Below are 22,575 nucleotides of genomic sequence, written 5' to 3' on the forward strand. Positions count from 1 at the left end.
GTAATTCTTGTAATTTGAAAGGATGCCATTCTGAAAAGGATGGCAGTTTTATATAGGATGCTTTTCAAGAAATAATGGGAAAATCACATTTTAAAACCCTGTTCAAAATTTTATGTAATGGCCAATAAAAAATTTCATGTAATCTGTAAAGATCATTTAGTTTCCGGTGAGGAATTTTGGTTACAATTAAGAAGCGATTTTGAGATATTGGAAACCATTCCAAAACCTGAAAATGTTTCGGCTTATTACCAAAGTGAAGATTATATTTCGCATACAGATGCCAGTAAAAGTTTTACCGAAAAAATTTACCAGGCGGTTAAAAATTTTATGCTCCTACAAAAAATAAAGTGGATCCATAAAGTTTCAAAAGGAAATAATTTATTAGATATTGGGGCGGGGACAGGTGATTTTTTAGTGACGGCAAAAAAGAAAGAATGGAATGTTGCCGGAGTGGAACCAAATACACAGGCAAGAAAATTGGCCCAGGAAAAAGGGATTGAACTTAAAGAAGATTTAACTCAATTTAAAGATGCTTCTTTCGATGTGATAAGTATGTGGCATGTTTTAGAACATGTTCCAGATTTAGATTCTCAAATTGAAAATTTGGCTCGTTTGTTAAAACCAAATGGAGTAGCGGTTATAGCCGTTCCTAATTTTAAAAGTTTTGATGCAAAGCATTACCGCAAATTTTGGGCTGCTTATGATGTGCCAAGACATCTTTGGCATTTTTCCCAACAAGGCATTACCGAATTGTTTAAAAAACATAATTTTAAAAAGATTCAAACAAAACCTCTGGTTTTCGATTCATTTTATGTAAGTCTGCTTTCCGAAAAAAACAAAACAGGACAACCAAATATGTTGAGGGCATTTAAAATAGGTTTGCAATCTAATTTAAAAGCACAGAACACTTCAGAGTATTCTTCACTGGTTTATTTCTTTCAAAAAACTTAAAATTCGCATTTTAAGCTTGTTTAAGCGCTTTTTAATGAATTTACAATACTTTACCTGTCTTTATCTTAGAAATTAGCTTATTCTTAAGCTATTTAAGTTGATTTCTATTTGTTTAATTTATTATAGTTAAGTTGTATATAAGTATTTCTTATATACAGTTTATAGCTTAATTTTGATTTATATTGAAAATTAAGTTTGCCTACATTTGCTGCAAATAAATTAAACTAATGATGAAAAAATTTTTAATGATTTTGGTAGTTGCTGTTTTATTAACATCCTGTGACCAGGAAAAAACAGCTTATGTAGATACCACTAAACTTATTCAGGAGTACAAAGAAATGAAAGATGTAGAGGCCGACTTTACCTCTAAATCAGATTCAGTAAAAAGGCAACTAGATTCTATTGCCAGAGGATTTCAACAGGAAGTTCAGGCTTACCAGCAGGAAATGAATTCTATGTCGCAGTCGCAGCGTCAGGAGAAAGAGCAGGAACTAATGCAAAAGCAACAAAGAATTCAGCAACAACAGCAAATGCAGGGCAATAGACTTAGAGAGCAGAGCGACGCTGTTATAGATTCTATTGTAAATAAAGTAAAAGATTATGTAGCAGATTATGGGGAAGAGAATGGTTACACTTATATTTTTGGCTCTAACGAGTCGGCAAATATAATGTATGCGAAAGATGGAAAAGATCTAACCCAGGAAATTCTGGATAACTTGAATAAAACTTATAATAAAAACTAAATAGAGGTTCTGAGGTTTTTAAGTAGGTCTGAGAAGTCATTCTTTTCGTCAAGTTGAACTTGTTTCAGTTTCTAAGTTAATTTTACCTAGATCCTGAAATAAATTCAGGATGACGAGTTTAGAAAACTTCTCAGGCCTATTTCTATTTTAAGACATTAAAAAAACACCAAAAATTACCACAACAAAATATCCGGTTATGGTAAATGCACCGGCATAATCTTTAGCAACCCTTTGCCCAAATAATAGCATTAAAAGGGTAATAGCGGCTAATATGCACGAATAAAGCGCTATGGTAGGGTCGTTATAGGCTATTAGCCAAATGACTCCCAGAATGGCCGCAAAACCGGTAATTATTTCAATAATCATAATTATTCCTACCATTAATGGCACCTGGCCCGCAAGAAAGGTTCCTGAAAAATGTTCTTTTAACCAACCGGTATTTCCTTTCCAATCGGTGGCTTTATCTATCCCGGATTGTAAAAAGGTAATTAGAATAAATAATAGAATAAGTATTTCGGTAATATTTGCGTAAAGGTTTTCCATATTGTTAAGCGGCTTTTTTATGTAAATATCTGGTTAATCTAATAGATAGGTCGGTAAGGATTATTTTTGCATTTCCGTTTCTTTCTATGTGATAAATGGCTTCTTCCAAAGCGGTAATAATATCTTTAATATTGTTGCCGTGCACAAAAGGAGCAAATTTTTCCAGTTTAAAGCCCGGTGTCTCCGGCTCCAGATATACCAGTTTTTCGGCTTTGTAATTTAACATTAAGGCCTGTCTAAAAAAGTCTATACAATAGAGTAAAAAGCTTTTTTGCGATTCACGACCCATTCCGGCAATTTCTTCGCTCCAGGCAATAAGTTCTAAAACCGTAGCTCTATTTCCTTTTGCTTTAAAAGCGCTACGCACCCAATTTATAAACCAGGTTTCAAATTGCTGATCGCTACTATCTTTTTGTAATAAATGTAAAGCACGGGTATAACTCCCATTGGCCTGGTGTGCAATTTTTAAAGCCGCAGGTTTACTACAGTTTTCATTTTTTTCTAGAAACGAGGCAATTTCATCTTCAGGTAAAGGGGGAAAATGCAATTTTTGACATCGGGACCTAATGGTTTGTATAATTTGTTCCTCGTCTTCAGTTATTAACAGAAAAAGCGTATTATTTGGCGGTTCTTCAATTAATTTAAGCAATTTATTGGCCGCTGCTGTATTCATCTTTTCGGCCATCCAAATAATCATTATTTTAAATCCGCCTTCATAGGCCTTTAAAGAAAGAGATTTAACAACTTCCTGGGCTTCATCTACCCCAATTTGGCCCTGCTTATTTTCAATTCCCAGTTTTTGGTACCATTCAAATAAGCTTCCGTAAGGATTTGTATTTACAAATTCCCGCCATTCTTCTAAAAAATGCGAAGAAACCGGGTGTTTTTTTATTTTTTGATTGGCAGCAACCGGAAAAGCAAAATGAAGATCTGGATGTGCAAGTTTTTTAAAGCGTTCGTTGCAATTACTATTTCCGGTACTATTGCTACCTTCCTTATTTTTACAAAGTATGTATTGTGCATAAGCAATGGCAAGTGGTAAAGTGCCACTACCGGTTTTTCCTACAAATAACTGCGCATGAGGCACACGTCCATTATCGGCAGTAGTAGTAAGATGTTTCTTTAAATGCTGTAAACCTATTATTTCTTCAAAAAGCATAAGCAAATATAAAATTTATATACACTTTAATGTCTTTGGAAAAATTTATATTTGTAAATAGTACAGGCTTATTGAAAGTACACTGTACTTAATGTTAATCAACCTAACCAAATAATTTGGTAAAAAAAAGAATTTGAAAATGAAGACTTTAAACGATTTTAATTTTAAAGATAAACAAGCATTAATAAGAGTAGATTTTAATGTCCCGTTAGATAAAGATTTAAAGGTAACCGATGCAAATAGGATTGAAGCTGCAAAACCAACTATTATTAAGGTATTAGAAGATGGCGGAAGTGTAGTTTTAATGTCTCATTTAGGAAGGCCCGAAGGCCAGGAAGAAAAATATTCCTTAAAGAATATTGTTAGTAAAGTTTCAGAAGTTATTGGGGTAGAGCCAAAATTTGTGAATAATTGTGTTGGAGAAGAAGCTCAGGCCGCTGCCGATAATTTAAAACCCGGTGAAATACTTTTATTAGAAAACCTTAGATTCCATAAGGAAGAAAAAGCGGGAGACGAAAACTTTGCCGAGCAGCTTTCTAAACTGGGAGATATTTATGTAAACGATGCTTTTGGTACTGCTCACCGTGCTCATGCTTCAACTACTATTGTAGCAAAGTATTTTGACAACAAATGCTTTGGTTACCTATTGGAAAAAGAGATAAAAAACCTGGATAAGGTGCTTCATAGTGATGAAAAACCGGTCACAGCGGTATTAGGAGGTGCTAAAGTTTCTTCTAAAATTACGGTAATCGAGAATATTCTTGATAAAGTAGATCATCTTATTATTGGAGGCGGAATGGCTTATACTTTTATTCTTGCCAATGGAGGTAAAATTGGAAACTCTTTGGTAGAAGAAGATAAACAGGAATTAGCTTTGCAAATACTTAAGCAGGCAAAAGCTAAAAATGTAGAAGTACACCTTCCGGTAGATGCTATTATTGCCGATAGCTTTTCTGAACAGGCCTCTACCGATGTGAGTAAGATAAACGAAATTCCAGATGGCTGGATGGGACTGGATGCGGGCCCTGAGAGCATTAAGAACTTTGATGCTGTAGTACAGAAATCGAAAATTATTCTTTGGAATGGCCCATTAGGGGTATTTGAAATGGATAAATTTTCAAAAGGAACCATAGCCCTGGGAGATTCAATTGCTGAAGCAACTAAAAACGGAGCCTTTTCTTTAGTTGGAGGTGGAGATTCTGTTGCAGCCGTTAAGAAATTTGGTTTCGACGAAAAGGTAAGTTATGTTTCTACCGGTGGTGGAGCTATGTTAGAAATGTTAGAAGGAAAATCCCTGCCGGGTATCCAGGCAATTGGAGAATAAACGTACTAAATAGTTCTATTTTACGTTCTTTTTAAAATCTTGAATATTATGGTTAAGCATATAATTTTATCACTTGTATTACTTTTTGGAATTAGTTTGTACGCGCAGGAAGAAAACCAAAAAAAGCAGGTAGAGAAAGCTAATTTTAGAGTACAGATCTTTCAAAAAGTAGATAGTAGTGAAATTATTCTTGCTCATCCAGACCCTGAATTCAGGGATAAATTACCAATTTCGGCTGTAATTAGGGATTCTTCGGCGGTATCGCTGCAAGATTTACCTCGTGCAGCCGAAATTGATTCTGTTTGGCGGGCCCAGCTTACCAATTCAGATCTTTTTAACTCTATGTATAAAAGCATTAGGGAACAGGAGTATGAAAAACACGTAAATAAAGAACTTCCCACCGATACTTTAAAGGCCAGGCTGGCCAAATTAAATGCGCGTACCCCTTTTAATGTCCAATACCATCCGGTTTTGGAGAATGTTATAAATTCTTACTTAAAACGGAACAAGAAAGCTATGGAACGCCTTATGGCGTTAAGCGAATATTATTTTCCAATGTTTGAGCAACAATTGGATAGATATGATATTCCGTTAGAAATTAAATACCTGGCCATTGTAGAGTCTGCTTTAAACCCAAGAGCAAAATCCTGGGTAGGAGCTACGGGGCTTTGGCAGTTTATGTATAGAACCGGGAAAGCCCATGGTTTGGATGTTAGCAGTTATGTAGATGAGCGTATGGATCCGCAGAAGTCTACCCAGGCCGCTGCAGAATATCTGGCAAACCTATACCGCACTTTTGAAGATTGGGATTTGGTACTGGCTTCTTATAATTCTGGTCCCGGAAATGTTTCAAAAGCAATTCGTAGAAGCGGCGGATCTAATAATTACTGGGAATTAAGAAGGTTTTTACCAAGGGAAACTGCCGGTTATGTTCCTGCCTTTTTAGCTACCCTTTATCTTTTTGAATATGCCAACGAGCATAATTTTCAACCCCCGGCCCCCGAAATCGCTTTTTTTGAAACCGATACAATTAAGGCAAAACAATTAATTACGTTTGAACAAATCTCTAAAGTTACCGGAGTAGAAAAAGAGATGCTTCAGTTTTTAAACCCAAGCTATAAATTAGATGTAATTCCTTTTATAGAAGGTGAAGATTATATGATAAGACTTCCCGCAATTGCCAGTGGCGCTTTTGTAAGCAATGAGGCGGCCATCTATAACTTTGCCAAAGAAGAGCTGGAAAAGAAAGAAAAAGCCCTTCCTGAATATGTAAAAGCTGAAAATAAGATTAGGTACCGGGTAAAAAGTGGCGATTATTTAGGAAGAATTGCAGAAAGATATGGAGTAGGGGTAAGCAGTATTAAGCGTTGGAACGACCTTAGGGGCAATAATATTAGAATTGGACAGTATCTTACTATTTACCCCAGAAAGCCCGGTGTAACCAGCCAAAATGCTTCTGCCGGAAATAGCCAAAACAAAGCTGCCAAAACCTATACAGTTAGAAAAGGAGATTCACTTTGGAGCATTTCCAGAAAGTTTCCGGGAGTTACGGTACAGAATTTGAGGTCTTGGAATGATATGGGAACTAACAGCCTAAAACCCGGTATGAAACTTAAACTTTCTAAGGGCTAATCATTTCAAACCAAACTAAAAACAATGAAAAAAACATTATTTCTTCTATTCAGTGTAGTTTTTCTAATCTCCTGTAATGAAAATGGAGATAAAAAAGAAGAACGAATCTTATCAGATTCCTCGGGAAATATAAATCAAATCACCTTAATTATAGAGAATGAACTTTGGGAAGGTAAGGTTGGTGAAGCTATAAGAGATAATTATGCAGCCGCCGTAGAGGGTCTTCCACAAGAAGAGCCTATGTTTTCTATAAGCCAAATTCCACCAGAGACTTTTAGTGGTTTTGTACGCAGAAATAGGTCTTTTATCTCTGTTCAGGAAGGCGATAAGGCTGAGGCCAGAATAGTTAAAGATTTGTATGCCCGCCCACAAACCGGGGTAATCATCTCGGGTGAAAACGAAGAAGAACTTATTCATGTAATTAATGAAAGCTCTAAAAAATTAGTTTCGGCCTTTAAGGAGACTGAAATGAAAGAGAAACAACGCCGAATAGGCAAGTCTCTAAAAAAGGATGGAAAGCTCGAAGAAAAGTTTGGTTTATCACTCAATTTCCCATCAGCTTATCGATATGCACTTGAAGAAGATAATTTTGTGTGGATACGAAAGGAAATTCCAAAAGGGAATATGGAAATCCTTATCTACGAGGTGCCAATTAATCAAATTGAAGCCGATACCAATACTATTGGAAATATTATAAAAATGCGTGATTCTATTGGAAAAGCCCATATTCCGGGGCCTACCAAAGGTACCCATATGATAACAGAGGCCGCCTACGCACCTTATCTATTCGAAACCGAGATTGATGGTAAATTTGCTTATGAAACCCGTGGAACCTGGGAAGTAAAAGGAGCATTTATGGCTGGCCCATTCTTAAATTATGCTATTAAAGACGAAGCCAACAATCGGTTCTTAGTGGTAGAAGGATTTGTTTTTTCACCTTCAAGGGGTAAAAGAGATAATATGTTTGAGCTGGATGCTATTCTACAATCTGCAGATATTGAATAGAGCATAAAAAAACAATAAAAAAGCCCAAACTAAATTGTTCGGGCTTTTTTTATAAGGTAGATCTTTGTTTATTTTTTCTCGTTAGAAAAATTTTTGTCATCAGAAGGAACTTTGTTTTCGCCATCTTCATCTTTAGAAGCGTCTTTAAATTCTTTAATTCCACTACCTAATCCTCTCATCAATTCAGGAATTTTTCGACCTCCAAAAAGAAGCAAAATTACCACAACAATTAAGATAATTTGTGGGGCACCAATGGCTAATGGTAAAATAAATGCATTCATAATATATGATTTTGATATTACAAACTTAACAAGAATTAAATAATTACAACGCTATTATAGCTTAAATTTAAGTTATACTTGAAGGTAAAACTTAATTTTTAAGCATCTTAAAGTCAAAAACAAGCTTCTGTAAATAGTATATTTAGGATTGAAATAAGTTTTTAGAGAAGATTGATGCACTTAAATTATCTTTGTACGTGAATTATGACCGAAAAAAAAAATAGAAAGAAAATAACCAGGAAGTTGCTTCATAAGTATCGTATGATTGTAATAAATGAAGATACATTTGAGGAGAAACTTTCTTTTAAATTAACCCGGCTGAATGTTTTTGTAAGCATTACGCTAAGTGCTATAATTCTTATTGCTGCCACAACCTATATTATAGCTTTTACACCGCTTAAAGAGTATATACCGGGCTATTCTTCTGCAGAGTTAAAACAACAGGCATCTCAATTAGCTTATGAGTCAGATTCCCTACAGCAGGTTTTAAAACTTAATAATCAATATTTAAATTCCATAAAGGATGTGCTAACCGGGAAAGCCGATACTTCCAGTCTTAGTAGAGATTCTCTTATAGAAAACCCTATAATGGGGCAGGAGATTGAACCCATAGAGCCATCCCGGGCCGATTCCCTATTGCGAGAAGAAGTTTTACAGGAAGACAAATACAATGTTTTGCCATCGGCCACAGATAATATAGATTTTTCCCTGTTTCCACCGGTTAAAGGAACAATTTCGGAAGAATATGATACCAAAGAAAAGCATTTTGCCGTAGATATTGTGGTGGCTAAAAACACACCGGTTAAGTCTGTAGCCGATGGCCGGGTAATTTTTTCTGAATGGACTACAGAAACCGGTTACGTAATAATTATTAAACACGAATACGGTTTGCTGTCTGTATACAAGCATAATGCTTCTTTGTCTAAAGAACAGGGCGAAAATGTGAGAAGGGGAGAGGTAATTGCCACTGCCGGTTCTACCGGAGAATATACTACCGGCCCACATTTGCATTTTGAACTTTGGAACGAAGCGGTGCCTGTAGACCCTACAGATTATATTGATTTTGACTAATAAATCACGACCTTTGTGATGCTAAGTCTATTATAGAAGTAGAATTACGCCATTTAATTTTAAAAAAACCTATGTCTTTAAAATCGTTTGGAGCCAAGATTTTCGCTAAAACTATTCGCAAACAAATAGATAATTGGGCTTCTAAACCTGAGGCCACCCAAGAAAAAATATTTCAGGATTTAATAGAGAAGGCCAAAGACACCAAATTTGGCAAAGATCACGATTTTAAGAATATTAAATCTTATAGCGATTTTGCCAAAAAAGTGCCGGTTCGTGATTATGAAGAACTGCGTTTTTATGTAGATAAAATGGTGGCGGGCGAACCCGATATTTTATGGCCTGGCAAACCTTTATATTATGCGAAAACATCAGGTACCACCAGCGGTGCAAAATATATTCCGCTTACCAAAGATTCTATGCCTTCGCATATTAATGCTGCCCGAAATGCAATTTTATGTTATATCGCCGAAACCGGAAACGCTAAATTTGTAGACGGGAAAATGATCTTTCTTCAGGGAAGCCCCGAAATGCAAGAGAAAAATGGGGTGAAACTAGGTCGTTTGTCAGGCATAGTAGCGCATTACGTACCTTCCTACCTTCAGAAAAACCGAATGCCAAGTTGGGAAACTAACTGTATAGATGATTGGGAAAAGAAAGTTGATGCTATTGTAGAAGAAACCAGGAACGAGAATATGAGCGTAATTAGCGGTATTCCATCCTGGGTACAAATGTATTTTGAAAGACTTCAGCAGAAAACCGGAAAAAAAGTAGGAGAGTTGTTTCCCAATTTTGACCTGTTTATTTATGGCGGGGTAAATTATGAACCTTATCGCTCTAAATTTGAAAAGCTTATTGGGAGAAAGGTAGATAGCATAGAGCTATATCCCGCTTCAGAAGGATTTTTTGCTTTTCAGGATAAACAAAGCGAAAAAGGAATGTTGCTGCAGCTCAATTCGGGAATGTTCTACGAGTTTATAAAAGCCGATGAATTTTTTGACGAAAACCCTAAAAGGCTTAGTATAGGCGAAGTGAAGACAGGCGTTAATTACGTGATGCTGGTTTCTACCAATGCCGGTCTTTGGGCCTATAATATTGGCGATACGGTACAATTTACCAGTACTAAACCCTACCGGGTTATTGTTTCGGGAAGAATAAAACATTTTATTTCGGCTTTTGGGGAACACGTGATTGCCAAAGAGGTTGAAGAAGCGATTCAGGAAGCTACTTTAGCTACAAATGCCCAAATAAGTGAGTTTACGGTAGCCCCGCAAATTACCCCCGAAGCTAAGGAATTGCCTTATCACGAATGGTTTATAGAGTTTGAAAAAGAGCCTGAAGATTTGTTGAAATTCAGAGAAATCCTGGATAAAAGCCTTCAACAGCAAAATTCTTATTATTTTGATCTCATAGAAGGGAAGATTCTTCAGCCATTAAAAATAACAAAAGTTCCACAGAATGGTTTTCAGCAGTATATGAAGTCTATTGGCAAACTTGGCGGACAAAATAAATTGCCGCGCCTGGCCAACGATCGTAAAATCGCCGAAGTCCTGGAAAAAATTATAAAAGCATAAAAAATGATAAATCTTAAATTACTGGGCCGTACCCGTGCTCAAGAAAGTACACACGCTATAGAACGTATGTATATAACCATGCGTCATCTTTTTAATCGCGGTTTTTATAAACCTATGGGCGTTTCCGGTGAAACTTTAAGGGAATCTTTACTTATTCTTCGCCCCGAAATTTACGGTTCTATTGCCGATGATAAAGCTGAGTTAAGCGGATTGCTTTACGTGATAGACCGTTTGCCAAAAGGAATTGAAGAGTGTAGGTTTATAAACCTTACCAGTGATGAAGGTTATGGTAATTCGCATTTTAAGCCCATTGTTCCTCCTAAACGCCGGCGTAACTGCTACAGGATAGATGATGAGCAAATGAATATTGAAATAACCCGCGGCCGTTCTGAAATTTATGATATTCTTACGCACCTTACTTTTCTTTTTATAGAATCTCATAAAATAATGCGTCGCGTAATTATAGATGAAGAAGGCAGTGTTACCCGAGACTGGCAAAAGCTGGAAAAGGCGGTGCTACAGGGAGAGCCTCTAGACCAAACAGAACGGGAAATTGCGTTAACCCATACCGCAAATATTTTAGGTAGAACTTTTTATGAAGTCCAGGAAATCTATCCAAAATTCTCCCTTCCGGGAAATACAGAACGCTTTTTAAATATAATTTACTGGTTAGGAAAACTCGCTATTGCCGAAACCGTTAATAACAATAAGCGAATTATAACTTTTAGCCCTGTATTGCGAGAGCGTTTAGGGCATCATATTCACGGAGAGATTTGGGCCGATAATATTAAACAGCATCTTATAAAAGAGAATTTAATGCACCGCCCATTGCACATTATTAGTGCAAATATGCATAGTGTTATGAACACGCTTTACACTCCTTCGGCCTTAAAAACAGAGCTTAAAAAGAAAAAGCCGCTGGAAATTTATGAAGCCCTTAGCGATAGTGCCAATGGTAATTTGCGAAGTAAAGTTATGAAGGCTGCTTTAGAGACTGGCATGAGCTTTTTGGAAGACAAGAGCGGAACCAATATTGACGTGCAAATCTTTGATACCGCTAAATTAAATGGGAAATACGGCTCGTGGGATATCAAAACTGAAGAAGAAGCACCGGTTATTATTGTGATGGATTATGCCTTTGGAGAGCAGGCTTATGAAACCATGGATGAGTTGCTGAAACCTTATAATTTTGAAGGCAACGAGATTAAAATGAATGTAGAGTCTATCTCAATTATGGGAAAAGCCGGGATTCTAGAAGGTGGAAAAGGCGATATTATGATTCCTTCTGCCCATTTGTTTGAAGGTACTGCAGATAACTACCCGTTTAAAAACGAACTTAGTCGTACCGATCTTGAAGAGAACAATATTGCGGTTGTAGATGGTGCAATGATTACCGTTTTGGGTACCTCTCTTCAAAACAGGGATATCCTTAAATTTTTCCACGATTCTACCTGGAACGTAAGCGGATTGGAAATGGAGGGGGCCCACTATCAAAAAGCCATTCAGGCGGCTTCGAAATTACGGGGTAGTATTCGTAACGATGTAAAGGTGAGATATGCTTATTATGCTTCAGATAATCCTTTAGAAACCGGTAGTACCTTAGCTTCAGGAGGATTGGGAACCACAGGTGTAAAGCCCACTTATTTAATCACCGAAAAGATTCTTGAGCAAATCTTTAAATCCTAATTTATGAAAATTGAAGAAACGACTTTAAAAGACTGTTTTATCATAAAACCCGAAATTTTTAGGGATAAAAGAGGACTCTTTTTAGAAAGTTACCACAAAAAAAAGTTTATAGAATTAACCGGGATAGAAAAGGAGTTTGTTCAGGATAATCAATCTATTTCCAAAAAAGGCGTTTTACGCGGAATACATTACCAAACCGGGGAATTTGCCCAAACCAAATTGGTTCGTGTAATTTATGGGAAAGTTTTGGATGTGGTAGTAGATTTAAGGCCAGAATCCCCCACTTTTAAACAGAGCTTTAAAATTATTTTGGATCACGAGAATTTATATCAACTCTATATCCCCAAAGGCTTTGGTCACGGTTTTATAACTCTTTCAGATACTTCGGTTTTTGCTTATAAATGCGATGAATATTATACGCCGGGTTCTGAGGCCGGGATTATTTATAAAGATCCCGATTTGGCGATAGATTGGGAATTTCCGGAGGAAGAAATGATTATTTCAGATAAAGATTTAAAACAGCCGTTTTTAAAAGAGGTTTTTTAATGAAGAATATTCTCATAACCGGTGCCAATGGTCAATTAGGAGCTTGTTTTAAAAAGGTTTCGGGAGATTATACTGAATGTAACTTTATATTTAAATCTTCTTCGGAAGCCGATATTACCGATAAATCTAAATTAGTTAAGCTATTTGCTGAAGTTAAACCCCATTGGGTAATTAACTGCGCCGCTTACACCAATGTTGAAAAAGCCGAAGCCGAAGAAGAAAAAGCCTTTAAAATTAATGCTGAAGCTTCTAAGAACCTGGCTGAGCTTTGTGTAGCTAACCAGGCAAAGCTGGTTCATTTTTCTACCGATTATGTGTTCGATGGTAAAGCTGAAAAGCCTTATAAGGAAACAGATAAAACCAATCCCATTAATGTTTACGGGGCTTCCAAACTAAAGGGAGAGATTTTAATTGCTAAAACCTTAAAAGAGCATTTTATTTTTAGGACTTCCTGGTTGTATTCAGAATTTGGGCATAATTTTTATAAAACCATAGGTAGAAAAATAGACGAAAAGGCCGAGCTTAATATCACTACTTCCCAAACCGGAACCCCAACAAATGCAAATGATTTGGCAGGGTTCGTAGTGGAGATAATCGCTTCAGAAAATAAAAACTTCGGGTTATATCACTTTAGCAATTTGGGACAGGCTACCTGGTACGATTTTGCAAAAGAAATTTTGGAACTTACAGGAAATTCAGAAGAAATAGTTTTAAACAAGAGCAATAATTTTAAAACCATAGCCGCAAGGCCTGATTATAGTGTGTTGGATAAAACAAAATTGCAACAAGTGTTTTCAAAACCTATTTTAGACTGGAAAGTGAGTCTTAAAAACCTAATTAAGATATAAATCTGCTAGAATTTCATTAATTTGAACTTAAATCTTATCAAATGGCGAAAAGAATACTTATAACCGGCGCGGCAGGCTTTTTAGGCTCCCATTTATGCGACAGATTTATAAAAGAGGGCTACCATGTAATTGGAATGGATAACCTTATTACCGGAGATCTTAAGAATATTGAGCATCTTTTTAAGCTGGATAATTTTGAGTTTTTCCATCACGATATTACCAAATTTGTTCATGTGCCCGGCGAATTAGATTATATTCTGCATTTTGCTTCTCCTGCCAGCCCAATAGATTATCTAAAGATTCCAATTCAAACCTTAAAAGTAGGTTCGGTGGGAACCTGGCATTGCCTTGGTTTGGCTAAGGAAAAAAATGCCCGTATTCTCATTGCCTCTACTTCTGAAGTTTATGGCGATCCCCAGGTGCATCCCCAAAGTGAAACATATTACGGAAATGTAAATACCATTGGCCCACGTGGAGTATATGATGAAGCAAAGCGTTTCCAGGAATCTATTACCATGGCTTATCATCGTTTTCACGGTTTGGAAACCAGAATTGCGAGGATTTTTAATACCTACGGCCCCAGGATGCGTTTAAACGATGGGCGGGTAATTCCCGCGTTTATTGGCCAGGCGCTTCGCGGTGAAGATCTCACTATTTTTGGTGATGGCTTGCAAACACGTTCTTTTTGCTATGTAGACGATCAAGTTGAAGGAATTTATAGATTGCTGCTAAGCGATTATTCCGATCCGGTGAATATTGGAAACCCTGATGAAATTACCATTAAAGATTTTGCAGAAGAAATTCTAAAGCTTACCGGTACTAACCAACAAATTGTATATAAGGAATTGCCCGAAGACGACCCACTAAAAAGACAGCCCGATATTAGCAAAGCGAAAGAGATTTTAGGCTGGGAACCAAAAGTTGCCAGAAGCGAGGGAATGAAAATTACCTATAATTATTTTAAAAGCCTTAGTGCTGAAGAGCTCGAGAAAAGCGAACACAAAGATTTTTCAGGACATATAAGACGTTAAATTCAAGTATGAAAAATCCCCTGGTTTCAATAATTATGCCTGCCTTTAATGCGGAAAATTTTATTGAAACCGCCGTAGCGTCGGTTATTTCTCAAACCTATTCTAATTGGGAATTGTTTATTGTAGACGATGCTTCTACCGATACCACTTTTTCTAAAATTGAAACGCTGGCAAAGCAAGACCCCCGAATTAAAATATTTCGAAATCAACAAAATTTAGGTACCGGAATAAGTAGAAATAGAGGCATTAAAGCTGCGCAGGGAGATTTTATTGCCTTTTTGGATGCAGATGACCAATGGAAACCAAAAAAGCTGGAAATACAGCTTAGAGTAATGCAACAGAAGGATACACTGGTTTGTTTCTCCAGTTATTTGCAAATAGATGAAGGCGGAAACTCATTAAATAAAATAATTGAGGCCCTTCCTGTTTTAAGTTATCAAAAATTGCTAAAATCAAATTACCTGGGCAATCTTACCGGAATTTACAATGTTAAAAAGTTAGGGAAAATTTATGCTCCCGAAATTAGAAAAAGACAGGATTGGGCACTTTGGCTGGAAGCGGTTAAACGATCTGGCCGGGCTATGGGAATTCAACAGTGTTTAGCGAAATACCGGGTAAGAAAAGGATCTATTTCCGGGAACAAACCACAAATGCTGAAATATAATTTTTATATCTACCATAAAGTATTAGGTTACAATTTTTTTAAAAGCAGTTTTTGTATGCTGGTATTTTTAAAAGAGCATTTTTTTGTAAAAACTAAACAAGTAAAGAAGCTTAAATGATGTACACCTTCCAGTCCTGAAAGCTGTCAGGATTATTTTAGGGCATTTTTTAGAAAAATAGTTGAATTCGTGGCGGTAAAAATTACAATTCTGAAATAAACTGTTTTAATTTCCCGCTTTTATTTCGCTTCAGGGTACTTTTTCGCTCAAAATTTACCTGAAGGTTTTTGCCTACGTAGGTTTCAATAGCCTGTATTACTTTTTGCTGCTGATCCTGGGAAAAATCTTCCTGGCTCACATATTCAATGCTAAAAGAATCGGGGGTAATTTGTTTTATGATAAATTCTTTGATGTTTCCGGTATCTTCAATAATGCTTTTTGTTACATAATAAAAGGTGAGTCCCGGTACCACTTTGCCATTAGGGAGTTTGGCGATATCGTTGGTTCGGCCAATTAATTTTTCTAAAATTGGCTTTTTTGCTGTGCTTTTACCCGAAAGTATGCCTGTATCTCCAATTTTATAGCGAATAATGGGATGCGCTTTGTTGTAAAGTGAGGTAATTACTATGTTTCCTTCGGTCCCTGAAGGCACCGATTTATTTTCTTCATCAAGTATTTCCACAAATAAATCTTCAGAATTCACAATCCATTCGTTGTTCTGGTCTTCAAAAGCAATAAGGCCTACTTCACTGGCACCATATTCGTTTACTACCGGAACCCCAAATGCGGCTTGCATTAATTCCCTGTCTTTTTTAAACAAGCATTCAGAGGTTACTATACAGAGCTTTAGGTTTGGACAAACCTCTTTTAAAACCAGGTTCTTCGTTACCATAAACCTGGCAAAAAGCAATACAGCACTGGTATAACCATTAATATAGCTAAAATTTGACTTTTGAAATCGCTTTAAAAATTTCTCCATTTTTTGTTCACTAAGATCAAATATGGGAAATCTGCGCCGTAAACTAATTCGGTCTTTAATGCGCTCCTGAATGTTTCCGTATAAATCTAAGGGAATACCGTAAAACCTGGCCTGCAAAGATTTGTTGAGGTCTATACCGTGCCACTGATACCTGTTTTGAAACCCTGCCCAACTCAAGGCATGGGTAAACTTATCTTTGGCAAAAATAAAGGGCGTCCCACTACTACCGGAGGTTTTACCAATATATGCTGTATATTTTGTAAAGCCTTTAGTAAGTCGGTTTTCTAATTTTTGTTGCAAATCGGTTTTGGTCATTACCGGTACGTTCTCCCAGGTAGAAAAACTCTCTCTTCCAAAAAAATCTTTATAAAAGCTATTGTTTTTTAAGTGATAATCAACAATTTCCCGTTGCTTTTCTAAAAGATAAGTTTCGTAGTGTTCTTCGGGGATAGCTTGTATTTTTTCCAATATTTTTTGTGCCCGGTCTATGGGGAATTTATTCAATTGTAGAGAAAGTTTAAACCAGTCCAAGGGCAAAAAATCTTTTTTATCAAAAATAATTGGTGCTTCAATTTACAAACAATTATTTTTGATGCCATAACTAAAATCACTTCAGGATGAAAATATTAATTCTAGGCGCGGGCGGGCGCGAACACACTTTTGCATATAAATTGGCACAGAGCCCAAATTGTTCTCAGCTTTTTGTAGCTCCGGGGAACGCAGGAACCGCCGAGATAGCTAAGAATATAGATCTTAAAGTAACCAATTTTGAAGCAATTAAAGACTTTGTGCTTCAGGAAAAAATCGAAATGCTGGTGGTAGGTCCTGAAGATTCACTGGTTGCAGGTATTACCGATTTTTTTGCAGAAGACTCTGCTTTAAAACAGGTTAAAGTGATTGGTCCCTCTAAGCGTGGTGCCCTTTTGGAAGGAAGTAAGGAACGTGCCAAAGAGTTTATGGCCATGCATAAAATACCTACCGCCTCCTATGAGAGTTTTACCAAAGAAAGCCTGGAAGCAGGAAAAAAGTTTCTGGAAACTTTAAAACCACCCTATGTTTTAAAAGCTGATGGCCTTGCGGGCGGAAAAGGGGTTTTAATTTTAAACGAGCTTGAAGAAGCCAAACAGGAACTCCAAAATATGCTGGCCGATAATAAATTTGGAGCCGCAAGCGAGAAAGTAGTGATTGAGGAGTTTTTAGACGGTATTGAATTAAGCGTTTTTGTTCTTACCGATGGTAAAAACTATAAAATTATGCCAACGGCCAAGGATTATAAAAGAATTGGTGAAGGGGATACCGGTTTAAATACCGGAGGAATGGGTGCTATTTCGCCGGTTCCTTTTGTTGATGATGATTTGATGCAAAAGATTGAAGAGCGCATTGTAAAACCTACTGTAAACGGACTTCAGGAAGAAAATATAGATTATAAGGGCTTTATCTTTATAGGGCTTATAAAAGTGAACAATGAACCTTACGTGATAGAATATAATGTGCGTATGGGAGATCCTGAAACAGAAGTGGTATTACCAAGAATAAAATCTGATCTCGTTGAAATCTTTGAAAAGCTTTCTGAAGGAAAACTAAACGAAGCAAGTTTAGAGGTAGATGAACGTGCGGCAACTACAGTCATGTTAGTATCTGGAGGCTATCCTGAAGCTTATGAAAAATCTAAAGAGATTACCGGTTTTGATAATGTAGAGGGCTCTATTGTATTTCACGCCGGAACAAAAAATGAATCAGGTAAAGTTGTAACTAGTGGTGGCCGGGTTATTGCCGTAACTTCATTTGGGAAAGATTATAAAGAAGCACTAAAAAAATCTTATCAAAATGCAGCTAAACTACATTTTGATAAGATGTATTATAGAAAAGATCTTGGATTTGATTTATCCTAAAAACGAGTGTGCAGTTGGATCGTAATCGTCGTCTTGAATTTCGTTATAATGTTTTAGCTGTTTCATCCAATAAACAATAGCCGCGAAGCAAATTATAACGAAAATAAAGTTTAGGGCATTAGCAGCCCACCAGGAATCTAATTCCAGGTCTCTAAAAAAGTCAAAAGGAATAAATAATATCTCCTCAAACAAGTAGGCGATCCCTTCAAATATATCTGTTAACATTTTAAATGAATTTAAGTTCAATTTACTGCAAAGTTATATTAAAATGTCTCTGTAGACGTTACAATAACTAACTTTGTTGTCTTTAAGGATACAAAAATATAAAAAACCACAATGCTAACAAGCTTTTTTGGTAAATCAAAACCTGTAAATGGTATAGTGATCACTCTTTTTTTGATCCTGTTTTTTACGATCGCAAATTTTAGATCGTGGTTTTTAGATTTTGAGCTACTTATTTTTCTGGAGAAATTTGTAGTTTTAGTATGCCTTATTCTGAGTGTTTTTATACTAAATTTTATCGCTAAAAAGAACGAACTTACTCAACGTAGTGCGTATAAAATTTTATTTTTCGCGATATTTTCGGCTTCTTTTTTTAGTCTTTTAAAGAACCATCAGGTTATTTTCGCAAATTTATGTGTGCTTTTTGCCTTGAGAAGGGTTATTAGTTTACAAACTAAAAAAGTGGTACAACGAAAAATCTTTGATGCTACCTTTTGGATATGTATCGCCTCCCTTTTTTATTTCTGGGCTATTTTGTTTTTGGTGGTAGTCTACGCAGGAATTATCTATTATTTGCCTAAAGCTAAAAATTGGCTAATTCCGCCTATTGCAGCCCTAACGGTCACTTTATTGACCCAAAGTTTTCATATTATAGCCTACGATCAATTTTATACGCTTGGAGAGTGGTTTCAGTGGAATTATTTTGACTATTCAAATTATCAGGATCCTAAAATCCTTATTCCAATAAGTATAATTTTAGCCCTGGCGCTTTGGTCACTGGTTCAATTCTTTTCGGTAGTGAATAAAGCAAGTGTCTCTGTAAAAGCTTCTTTAAACCTGGTATTACTTAGCTTGCTAACAGCTGTTGGGGTAGCCATTTTTGCACCCACCAAAGATGGAAGTGAGCTTATTTTCTTTTTTGTACCGCTTAGTATTATTGTTTCTATTTATTTTGATCAAAAAAGCGATAAAGTATTTAGGGAAGTCTTGCTGGCATTACTTATCTTAATGCCATTGTGTATTCCCTTACTTTTTTAAATGAATCTACCGGTACCCAGAAGTAAAATAAGAAAGGCCGTCAATGCGAATATAGATGTCTCCGGAAACAATATAATTCCCTGGATAAGTTGGCTAATACGGCCTGGATGTATAAATTTTTTTAATAGGTAAAGGAATCAGTATAAAAAGGATTAAAGCTGCAGCCAACAGATTTTGAAATAACAGCATATTTGTACAGGGTTATTCAAGAAGATACCAATCAATAGATAAGAGAGATTGAGGGGCTAGGGTATATCCTATATTTAGACCCACCCTACAAAACACAATATGGTACTAATTATCATATCTTATATACCATTGTAAAATATGATACCTTTGCACCTGGAGGTAAAACCAGACTTCGGGTTTATTATCGCTCTAATTATTGTAAAAAGAATCATTTTACAATTTGATAGCGCAAGCGAAGTTTAGGTATATATTTTTCGGTTATAATAATGAGGGATTAATGCCTTCAGAAGAAATAAAAGAAATAATGAGCCGTTTTGGAGATTATGATTTGGCCACTAGAAATTATAGGCACTTTAAAGCCGATAAAATCGAAAACCGGAATCATAAAGCCAATAACACTAAAGAATATCTACACATTTTAGAAAAAAAAATAATTTATGTTTTCAGATAAAGCAAATAAGATTTTTCAGGAAGTAATAGCAAAATACCACGAAAAAGATAGCGTGGATCAGCCATTTAATAATCCTTACGATAGCGAAAATGAATTAATAGAACATTTATTGTACAGAAAATGTTGGATAGATACTGTACAATGGCATTATGAAGATATTATTCGCGATAAACATATAGATCCGGTTGATGCTTTGGACTTAAAGCGCCAAATAGACGCTTCTAACCAGGACCGTACCGACACCGTAGAATATATTGATAGTTATTTTCTGGAAAAATTTAAAGAAGTTACGCCAGAAAAAAATGCTACCATTAACTCTGAAAGTCCAGCCTGGGCCATAGACAGGCTCTCTATTTTAGCTTTGAAAATTTACCATATGGATGAAGAGGCTAACCGGGAAGATGCCTCGCAAGAGCACCAAATGAAGTGTAAAGCGAAGCTTGATGTGCTACTGGAGCAACGTGTAGATCTTTCTTTGGCCATAAACCAATTGCTGGAAGATATTGCCGCCGGGAGAAAATATATGAAAGTCTACAAACAGATGAAAATGTATAACGACGATGAGTTAAACCCTGTTTTAAGAGGGAAATAAGCCAGTTTATTGGCCAAAACAAAGGAGGCTATTTGAAAAGTCTATTCTCGTCAAGCTGAACTTGTTTCAGCTTCTAACATGTTTTTAATTACCAACACTTTAGATTTTGAAATAAATTCAAGATGACGGTTTTAAAACCTTTTCAGACAGCTTCTTAATCATTCGATAATAATGGCAGAAAATCACCAAAATCCTAAAGACTTTTCTTCCGTTTCTTCAAACGAAGCAGCGCATATTCTGGTGATTCGTTTATCGGCTATGGGCGATGTAGCGATGACCGTGCCCGTTTTGCGAGTTTTAACAGCCACGTATCCCAATTTAAAAATTAGCGTTTTAACCCGGGGCTTTTTTAAACCAATGTTTGAAGGAATCCCCGGGGTTTCGGTTTATAAAGCCGATATTAAAGGAGTGCATAGTGGGGTGATTGGATTGGCCCGGCTGGCAAAAGAACTTAGGGATTCCGGAATTGATAAAGTAGCCGATTTGCATAATGTTTTACGAAGCAATGTGCTGAAATCTGTGTTCTATTTGTTTGGAATCCCAGTGAAGCAAATTGATAAAGGCCGAAGCGAAAAGAAAGCACTTACCCGCGAAAACAATAAGGTATTTAAACAATTAAAACCCACCATACAACGCTATGCCGATGTATTTGAAGCTTTGGGCTATCCTTTAGATCTAAAGCAACATCAATTTCCGGAAAAGAAAAAGCTTTCAGAAAAAATAAGGAAGCTGCTGGGCAACGATTCTAAAAAGTGGTTGGGAATAGCCCCTTTTGCACAACATGCATCAAAAGCCTATCCGACCGATTTAATGGAAGAGGTTTTAAGAGAACTAAGTGAAAATTCAAAAATCAAGGTTTTATTATTTGGTGGTGGGGCTGCAGAAGAGGAAAAATTGGAAAGCTGGGCCAAAAAATTTAAAAATACCCTTAGTATTGCCGGCAAATTAACTTTGGCCGAAGAATTGGCACTTATTACCAATCTTGATGCTATGCTTGCTATGGATAGCGGAAATGCCCATATGGCTGCGATGTATGGAATTCCGGTTATTAGCCTTTGGGGCGTAACACATCCCTATGCCGGTTTTGCCCCCTTTAACCAAGCCCCCGAAAATAGTTTACTTCCTGATTTGGAGAAATTCCCAAAGATTCCAACTTCCGTTTACGGGAATAAATTTCCAGAAGGTTATGAAAAGGCCATTCGTAGCATTCCTTCTAAAAGTGTTTTAAAGAAAATTGATGAGGTTTTATTTTAAAATGTATTAAAGTAAGCTATTAAAAAACAGTCTGGTTTATTTTCAATTACAAGCAGGTTGTAACTATTTTTTACTACAAACCGGGTAGAATTGGGATAGATTGGCGTTGACCTTCATTATAATAGAAAATTTACGAGGCAGCTCAAAATTTAAATTTAATGACTCTTTAATATTTACGGAAATTGAGTTTTCCGAAATTCAAGTCCCTATCCTAAAAGAGTTAAGCTTATTATCTGAAGAGTTTAGTTACTTAAATAGTAAAATTAAAATGCCTTTAGCTCAAGAAGAGTTGTCTTTTCCTTTTTCTTATGATATAGAAAGCATTTATAATCTTAACCAAAAAAGTACACTAACTTCTAATTATACTGTTTTTCTCAGAAAAAATGAGGCAAGTTTTTTAGCGACATTTAGGGAAATTTCTACTGGAGAAACTTTAATGTTGGATGGTATCTGGACAGGTTTTTAATAACATAGAAGTTGAGTCTTTAGCAAACGAAATTGAATAGTTATTTTGTTATGAAAGCCGAGTATGCACTAGAAATTTAAGAAAGTAAATGAGTTTTTAAACCCTGGCGATCTAATGGCAACGCCTTGCATTATAGTTTAATTAGTTTGGTGTGATTTAGACTAGAAACTGTAACAAAAAATGAGACTTTCTGTCTTTTAGAGTACATCATCTGATCATCCCCCAAGAATTAGGACAGTAAGTTAAGTTCAAAAATAACCTTAATTTTACTGTATTATGACACGAAGAAAATTCACCTCAAAGTTTAAAACGAAAGTATTTGGAGTTGCTACCTTTATTCGGACATAAAATTTAAGACTGTTTGTTACAAAACAAATATCTTAGAAACATGAAAAAACGCTATTACAGTCCTGAATTAAAGGAGCAAGCAGTTCGGTTA

The 22,575-nt window shown here is 36.2% G+C and carries 23 protein-coding genes; 18 read left to right on the forward strand and 5 right to left on the reverse strand.

Annotation, left to right across the window (positions count from 1 at the left end; all coding sequences use genetic code 11):
* Nucleotides 1-117: 117 nt before the first annotated feature.
* Both GUB10_RS15110 and GUB10_RS15115 read left to right on the forward strand, forming a co-directional pair.
* Nucleotides 118-951, forward strand: coding sequence for a class I SAM-dependent methyltransferase (locus tag GUB10_RS15110; protein ID WP_193712300.1), 834 nt, complete (start codon nt 118-120; stop codon nt 949-951).
* A 227-nt stretch (nt 952-1,178) separates the two neighbouring features.
* Nucleotides 1,179-1,694: an OmpH family outer membrane protein gene (locus tag GUB10_RS15115; protein WP_317191844.1), complete on the forward strand. Its 516-nt coding sequence runs from the start codon at nt 1,179-1,181 to the stop codon at nt 1,692-1,694.
* A 147-nt stretch (nt 1,695-1,841) separates the two neighbouring features.
* On the opposite strand, the gene GUB10_RS15120 is transcribed toward GUB10_RS15115, so the two are convergent.
* Nucleotides 1,842-2,237: a DoxX family protein gene (locus GUB10_RS15120; protein ID WP_193712301.1), complete on the reverse strand. Its 396-nt coding sequence runs from the start codon at nt 2,235-2,237 to the stop codon at nt 1,842-1,844.
* Between the two features lie 4 nt (nt 2,238-2,241).
* Entirely contained in the window at nt 2,242-3,396 is a 1,155-nt protein-coding gene (locus GUB10_RS15125) for a DNA polymerase III subunit delta' (RefSeq protein WP_193712302.1), read from the reverse strand.
* A gap of 139 nt (nt 3,397-3,535) precedes the next feature.
* Between GUB10_RS15125 and pgk the strand changes: the two genes are divergently transcribed.
* From pgk to GUB10_RS15140, 3 genes are read left to right on the forward strand one after another with little or no spacing between them, the layout of a single operon-like run.
* Complete coding sequence (pgk, locus tag GUB10_RS15130) at nt 3,536-4,720, forward strand: phosphoglycerate kinase (RefSeq protein WP_193712303.1); 1,185 nt, start codon at nt 3,536-3,538, stop codon at nt 4,718-4,720.
* Nucleotides 4,721-4,768: 48 nt separating this feature from the next.
* Complete coding sequence (locus GUB10_RS15135) at nt 4,769-6,352, forward strand: lytic transglycosylase domain-containing protein (protein WP_193712304.1); 1,584 nt, start codon at nt 4,769-4,771, stop codon at nt 6,350-6,352.
* Nucleotides 6,353-6,376: 24 nt separating this feature from the next.
* Nucleotides 6,377-7,357 (forward strand): DUF4837 family protein, encoded by a 981-nt coding sequence (locus tag GUB10_RS15140; RefSeq protein WP_193712305.1) that lies wholly within the window; start codon nt 6,377-6,379, stop codon nt 7,355-7,357.
* A gap of 68 nt (nt 7,358-7,425) precedes the next feature.
* Here GUB10_RS15140 and tatA read toward each other — a convergent pair whose 3' ends face one another.
* The gene (gene tatA / locus GUB10_RS15145; protein ID WP_193712306.1) at nt 7,426-7,638 is read right to left on the reverse strand and encodes a twin-arginine translocase TatA/TatE family subunit; all 213 of its coding nucleotides are present in this window, start codon (nt 7,636-7,638) and stop codon (nt 7,426-7,428) included.
* A 204-nt stretch (nt 7,639-7,842) separates the two neighbouring features.
* Between tatA and GUB10_RS15150 the strand changes: the two genes are divergently transcribed.
* From GUB10_RS15150 to GUB10_RS15180, 7 genes are all read left to right on the forward strand, one after another.
* On the forward strand, nt 7,843-8,709 hold the full coding sequence (locus GUB10_RS15150) for a M23 family metallopeptidase (RefSeq protein WP_193712307.1): 867 nt from the start codon (nt 7,843-7,845) through the stop codon (nt 8,707-8,709).
* Nucleotides 8,710-8,780: 71 nt separating this feature from the next.
* Nucleotides 8,781-10,280 (forward strand): GH3 auxin-responsive promoter family protein, encoded by a 1,500-nt coding sequence (locus tag GUB10_RS15155; protein WP_193712308.1) that lies wholly within the window; start codon nt 8,781-8,783, stop codon nt 10,278-10,280.
* Nucleotides 10,281-10,283: 3 nt separating this feature from the next.
* A complete protein-coding gene (locus GUB10_RS15160) occupies nt 10,284-11,966 on the forward strand; it encodes a hypothetical protein (RefSeq protein WP_193712309.1) in 1,683 nt (560 codons plus the stop codon).
* Nucleotides 11,967-11,969: 3 nt separating this feature from the next.
* Nucleotides 11,970-12,512, forward strand: a complete 543-nt coding sequence (gene rfbC / locus GUB10_RS15165) for a dTDP-4-dehydrorhamnose 3,5-epimerase (RefSeq protein WP_193712310.1) — start codon at nt 11,970-11,972, stop codon at nt 12,510-12,512.
* Nucleotides 12,512-13,360, forward strand: coding sequence for a dTDP-4-dehydrorhamnose reductase (gene rfbD / locus GUB10_RS15170; protein WP_193712311.1), 849 nt, complete (start codon nt 12,512-12,514; stop codon nt 13,358-13,360). The genes rfbC and rfbD overlap by 1 nt, the downstream gene beginning before the upstream one ends.
* Before the next feature lie 41 nt (nt 13,361-13,401).
* Nucleotides 13,402-14,391: a UDP-glucuronic acid decarboxylase family protein gene (locus GUB10_RS15175; RefSeq protein WP_193712312.1), complete on the forward strand. Its 990-nt coding sequence runs from the start codon at nt 13,402-13,404 to the stop codon at nt 14,389-14,391.
* Between the two features lie 8 nt (nt 14,392-14,399).
* Nucleotides 14,400-15,173 (forward strand): glycosyltransferase family 2 protein, encoded by a 774-nt coding sequence (locus GUB10_RS15180; RefSeq protein WP_193712313.1) that lies wholly within the window; start codon nt 14,400-14,402, stop codon nt 15,171-15,173.
* An 82-nt stretch (nt 15,174-15,255) separates the two neighbouring features.
* Here the strand turns inward: GUB10_RS15180 and GUB10_RS15185 are convergent, their stop codons facing one another.
* Nucleotides 15,256-16,563 (reverse strand): phenylacetate--CoA ligase family protein, encoded by a 1,308-nt coding sequence (locus GUB10_RS15185; protein WP_193712314.1) that lies wholly within the window; start codon nt 16,561-16,563, stop codon nt 15,256-15,258.
* An 86-nt stretch (nt 16,564-16,649) separates the two neighbouring features.
* Between GUB10_RS15185 and purD the strand changes: the two genes are divergently transcribed.
* Complete coding sequence (gene purD / locus GUB10_RS15190; RefSeq protein ID WP_193712315.1) at nt 16,650-17,924, forward strand: phosphoribosylamine--glycine ligase; 1,275 nt, start codon at nt 16,650-16,652, stop codon at nt 17,922-17,924.
* Here the strand turns inward: purD and GUB10_RS15195 are convergent.
* Complete coding sequence (locus GUB10_RS15195; RefSeq protein WP_193712316.1) at nt 17,916-18,149, reverse strand: uracil phosphoribosyltransferase; 234 nt, start codon at nt 18,147-18,149, stop codon at nt 17,916-17,918. The two genes, purD and GUB10_RS15195, sit on opposite strands and share 9 nt — an antisense overlap.
* 111 nt (nt 18,150-18,260) lie before the next feature.
* Here GUB10_RS15195 and GUB10_RS15200 point away from each other — a divergent pair, with 111 nt between their 5' ends.
* The 5 genes from GUB10_RS15200 (at nt 18,261) to GUB10_RS15220 (ending at nt 22,136) form a co-directional block, all read left to right on the forward strand.
* Nucleotides 18,261-19,184, forward strand: a complete 924-nt coding sequence (locus tag GUB10_RS15200; protein ID WP_193712317.1) for a DUF6427 family protein — start codon at nt 18,261-18,263, stop codon at nt 19,182-19,184.
* A 305-nt stretch (nt 19,185-19,489) separates the two neighbouring features.
* Entirely contained in the window at nt 19,490-19,597 is a 108-nt protein-coding gene (locus GUB10_RS16195) for a hypothetical protein (protein WP_317192025.1), read from the forward strand.
* A gap of 213 nt (nt 19,598-19,810) precedes the next feature.
* Complete coding sequence (locus tag GUB10_RS15210) at nt 19,811-20,416, forward strand: DUF4254 domain-containing protein (protein ID WP_193712318.1); 606 nt, start codon at nt 19,811-19,813, stop codon at nt 20,414-20,416.
* Between the two features lie 171 nt (nt 20,417-20,587).
* The gene (locus GUB10_RS15215) at nt 20,588-21,670 is read left to right on the forward strand and encodes a glycosyltransferase family 9 protein (protein ID WP_193712319.1); all 1,083 of its coding nucleotides are present in this window, start codon (nt 20,588-20,590) and stop codon (nt 21,668-21,670) included.
* Nucleotides 21,671-21,938: 268 nt separating this feature from the next.
* On the forward strand, nt 21,939-22,136 hold the full coding sequence (locus GUB10_RS15220) for a hypothetical protein (RefSeq protein ID WP_193712320.1): 198 nt from the start codon (nt 21,939-21,941) through the stop codon (nt 22,134-22,136).
* The last annotated feature ends 439 nt before the right edge of the window (nt 22,137-22,575 follow it).

Source organism: Salegentibacter sp. BLCTC (assembly GCF_015143665.1).
In the GTDB taxonomy this organism is placed as follows: Bacteria; Bacteroidota; Bacteroidia; order Flavobacteriales; family Flavobacteriaceae; genus Salegentibacter; species Salegentibacter maritimus.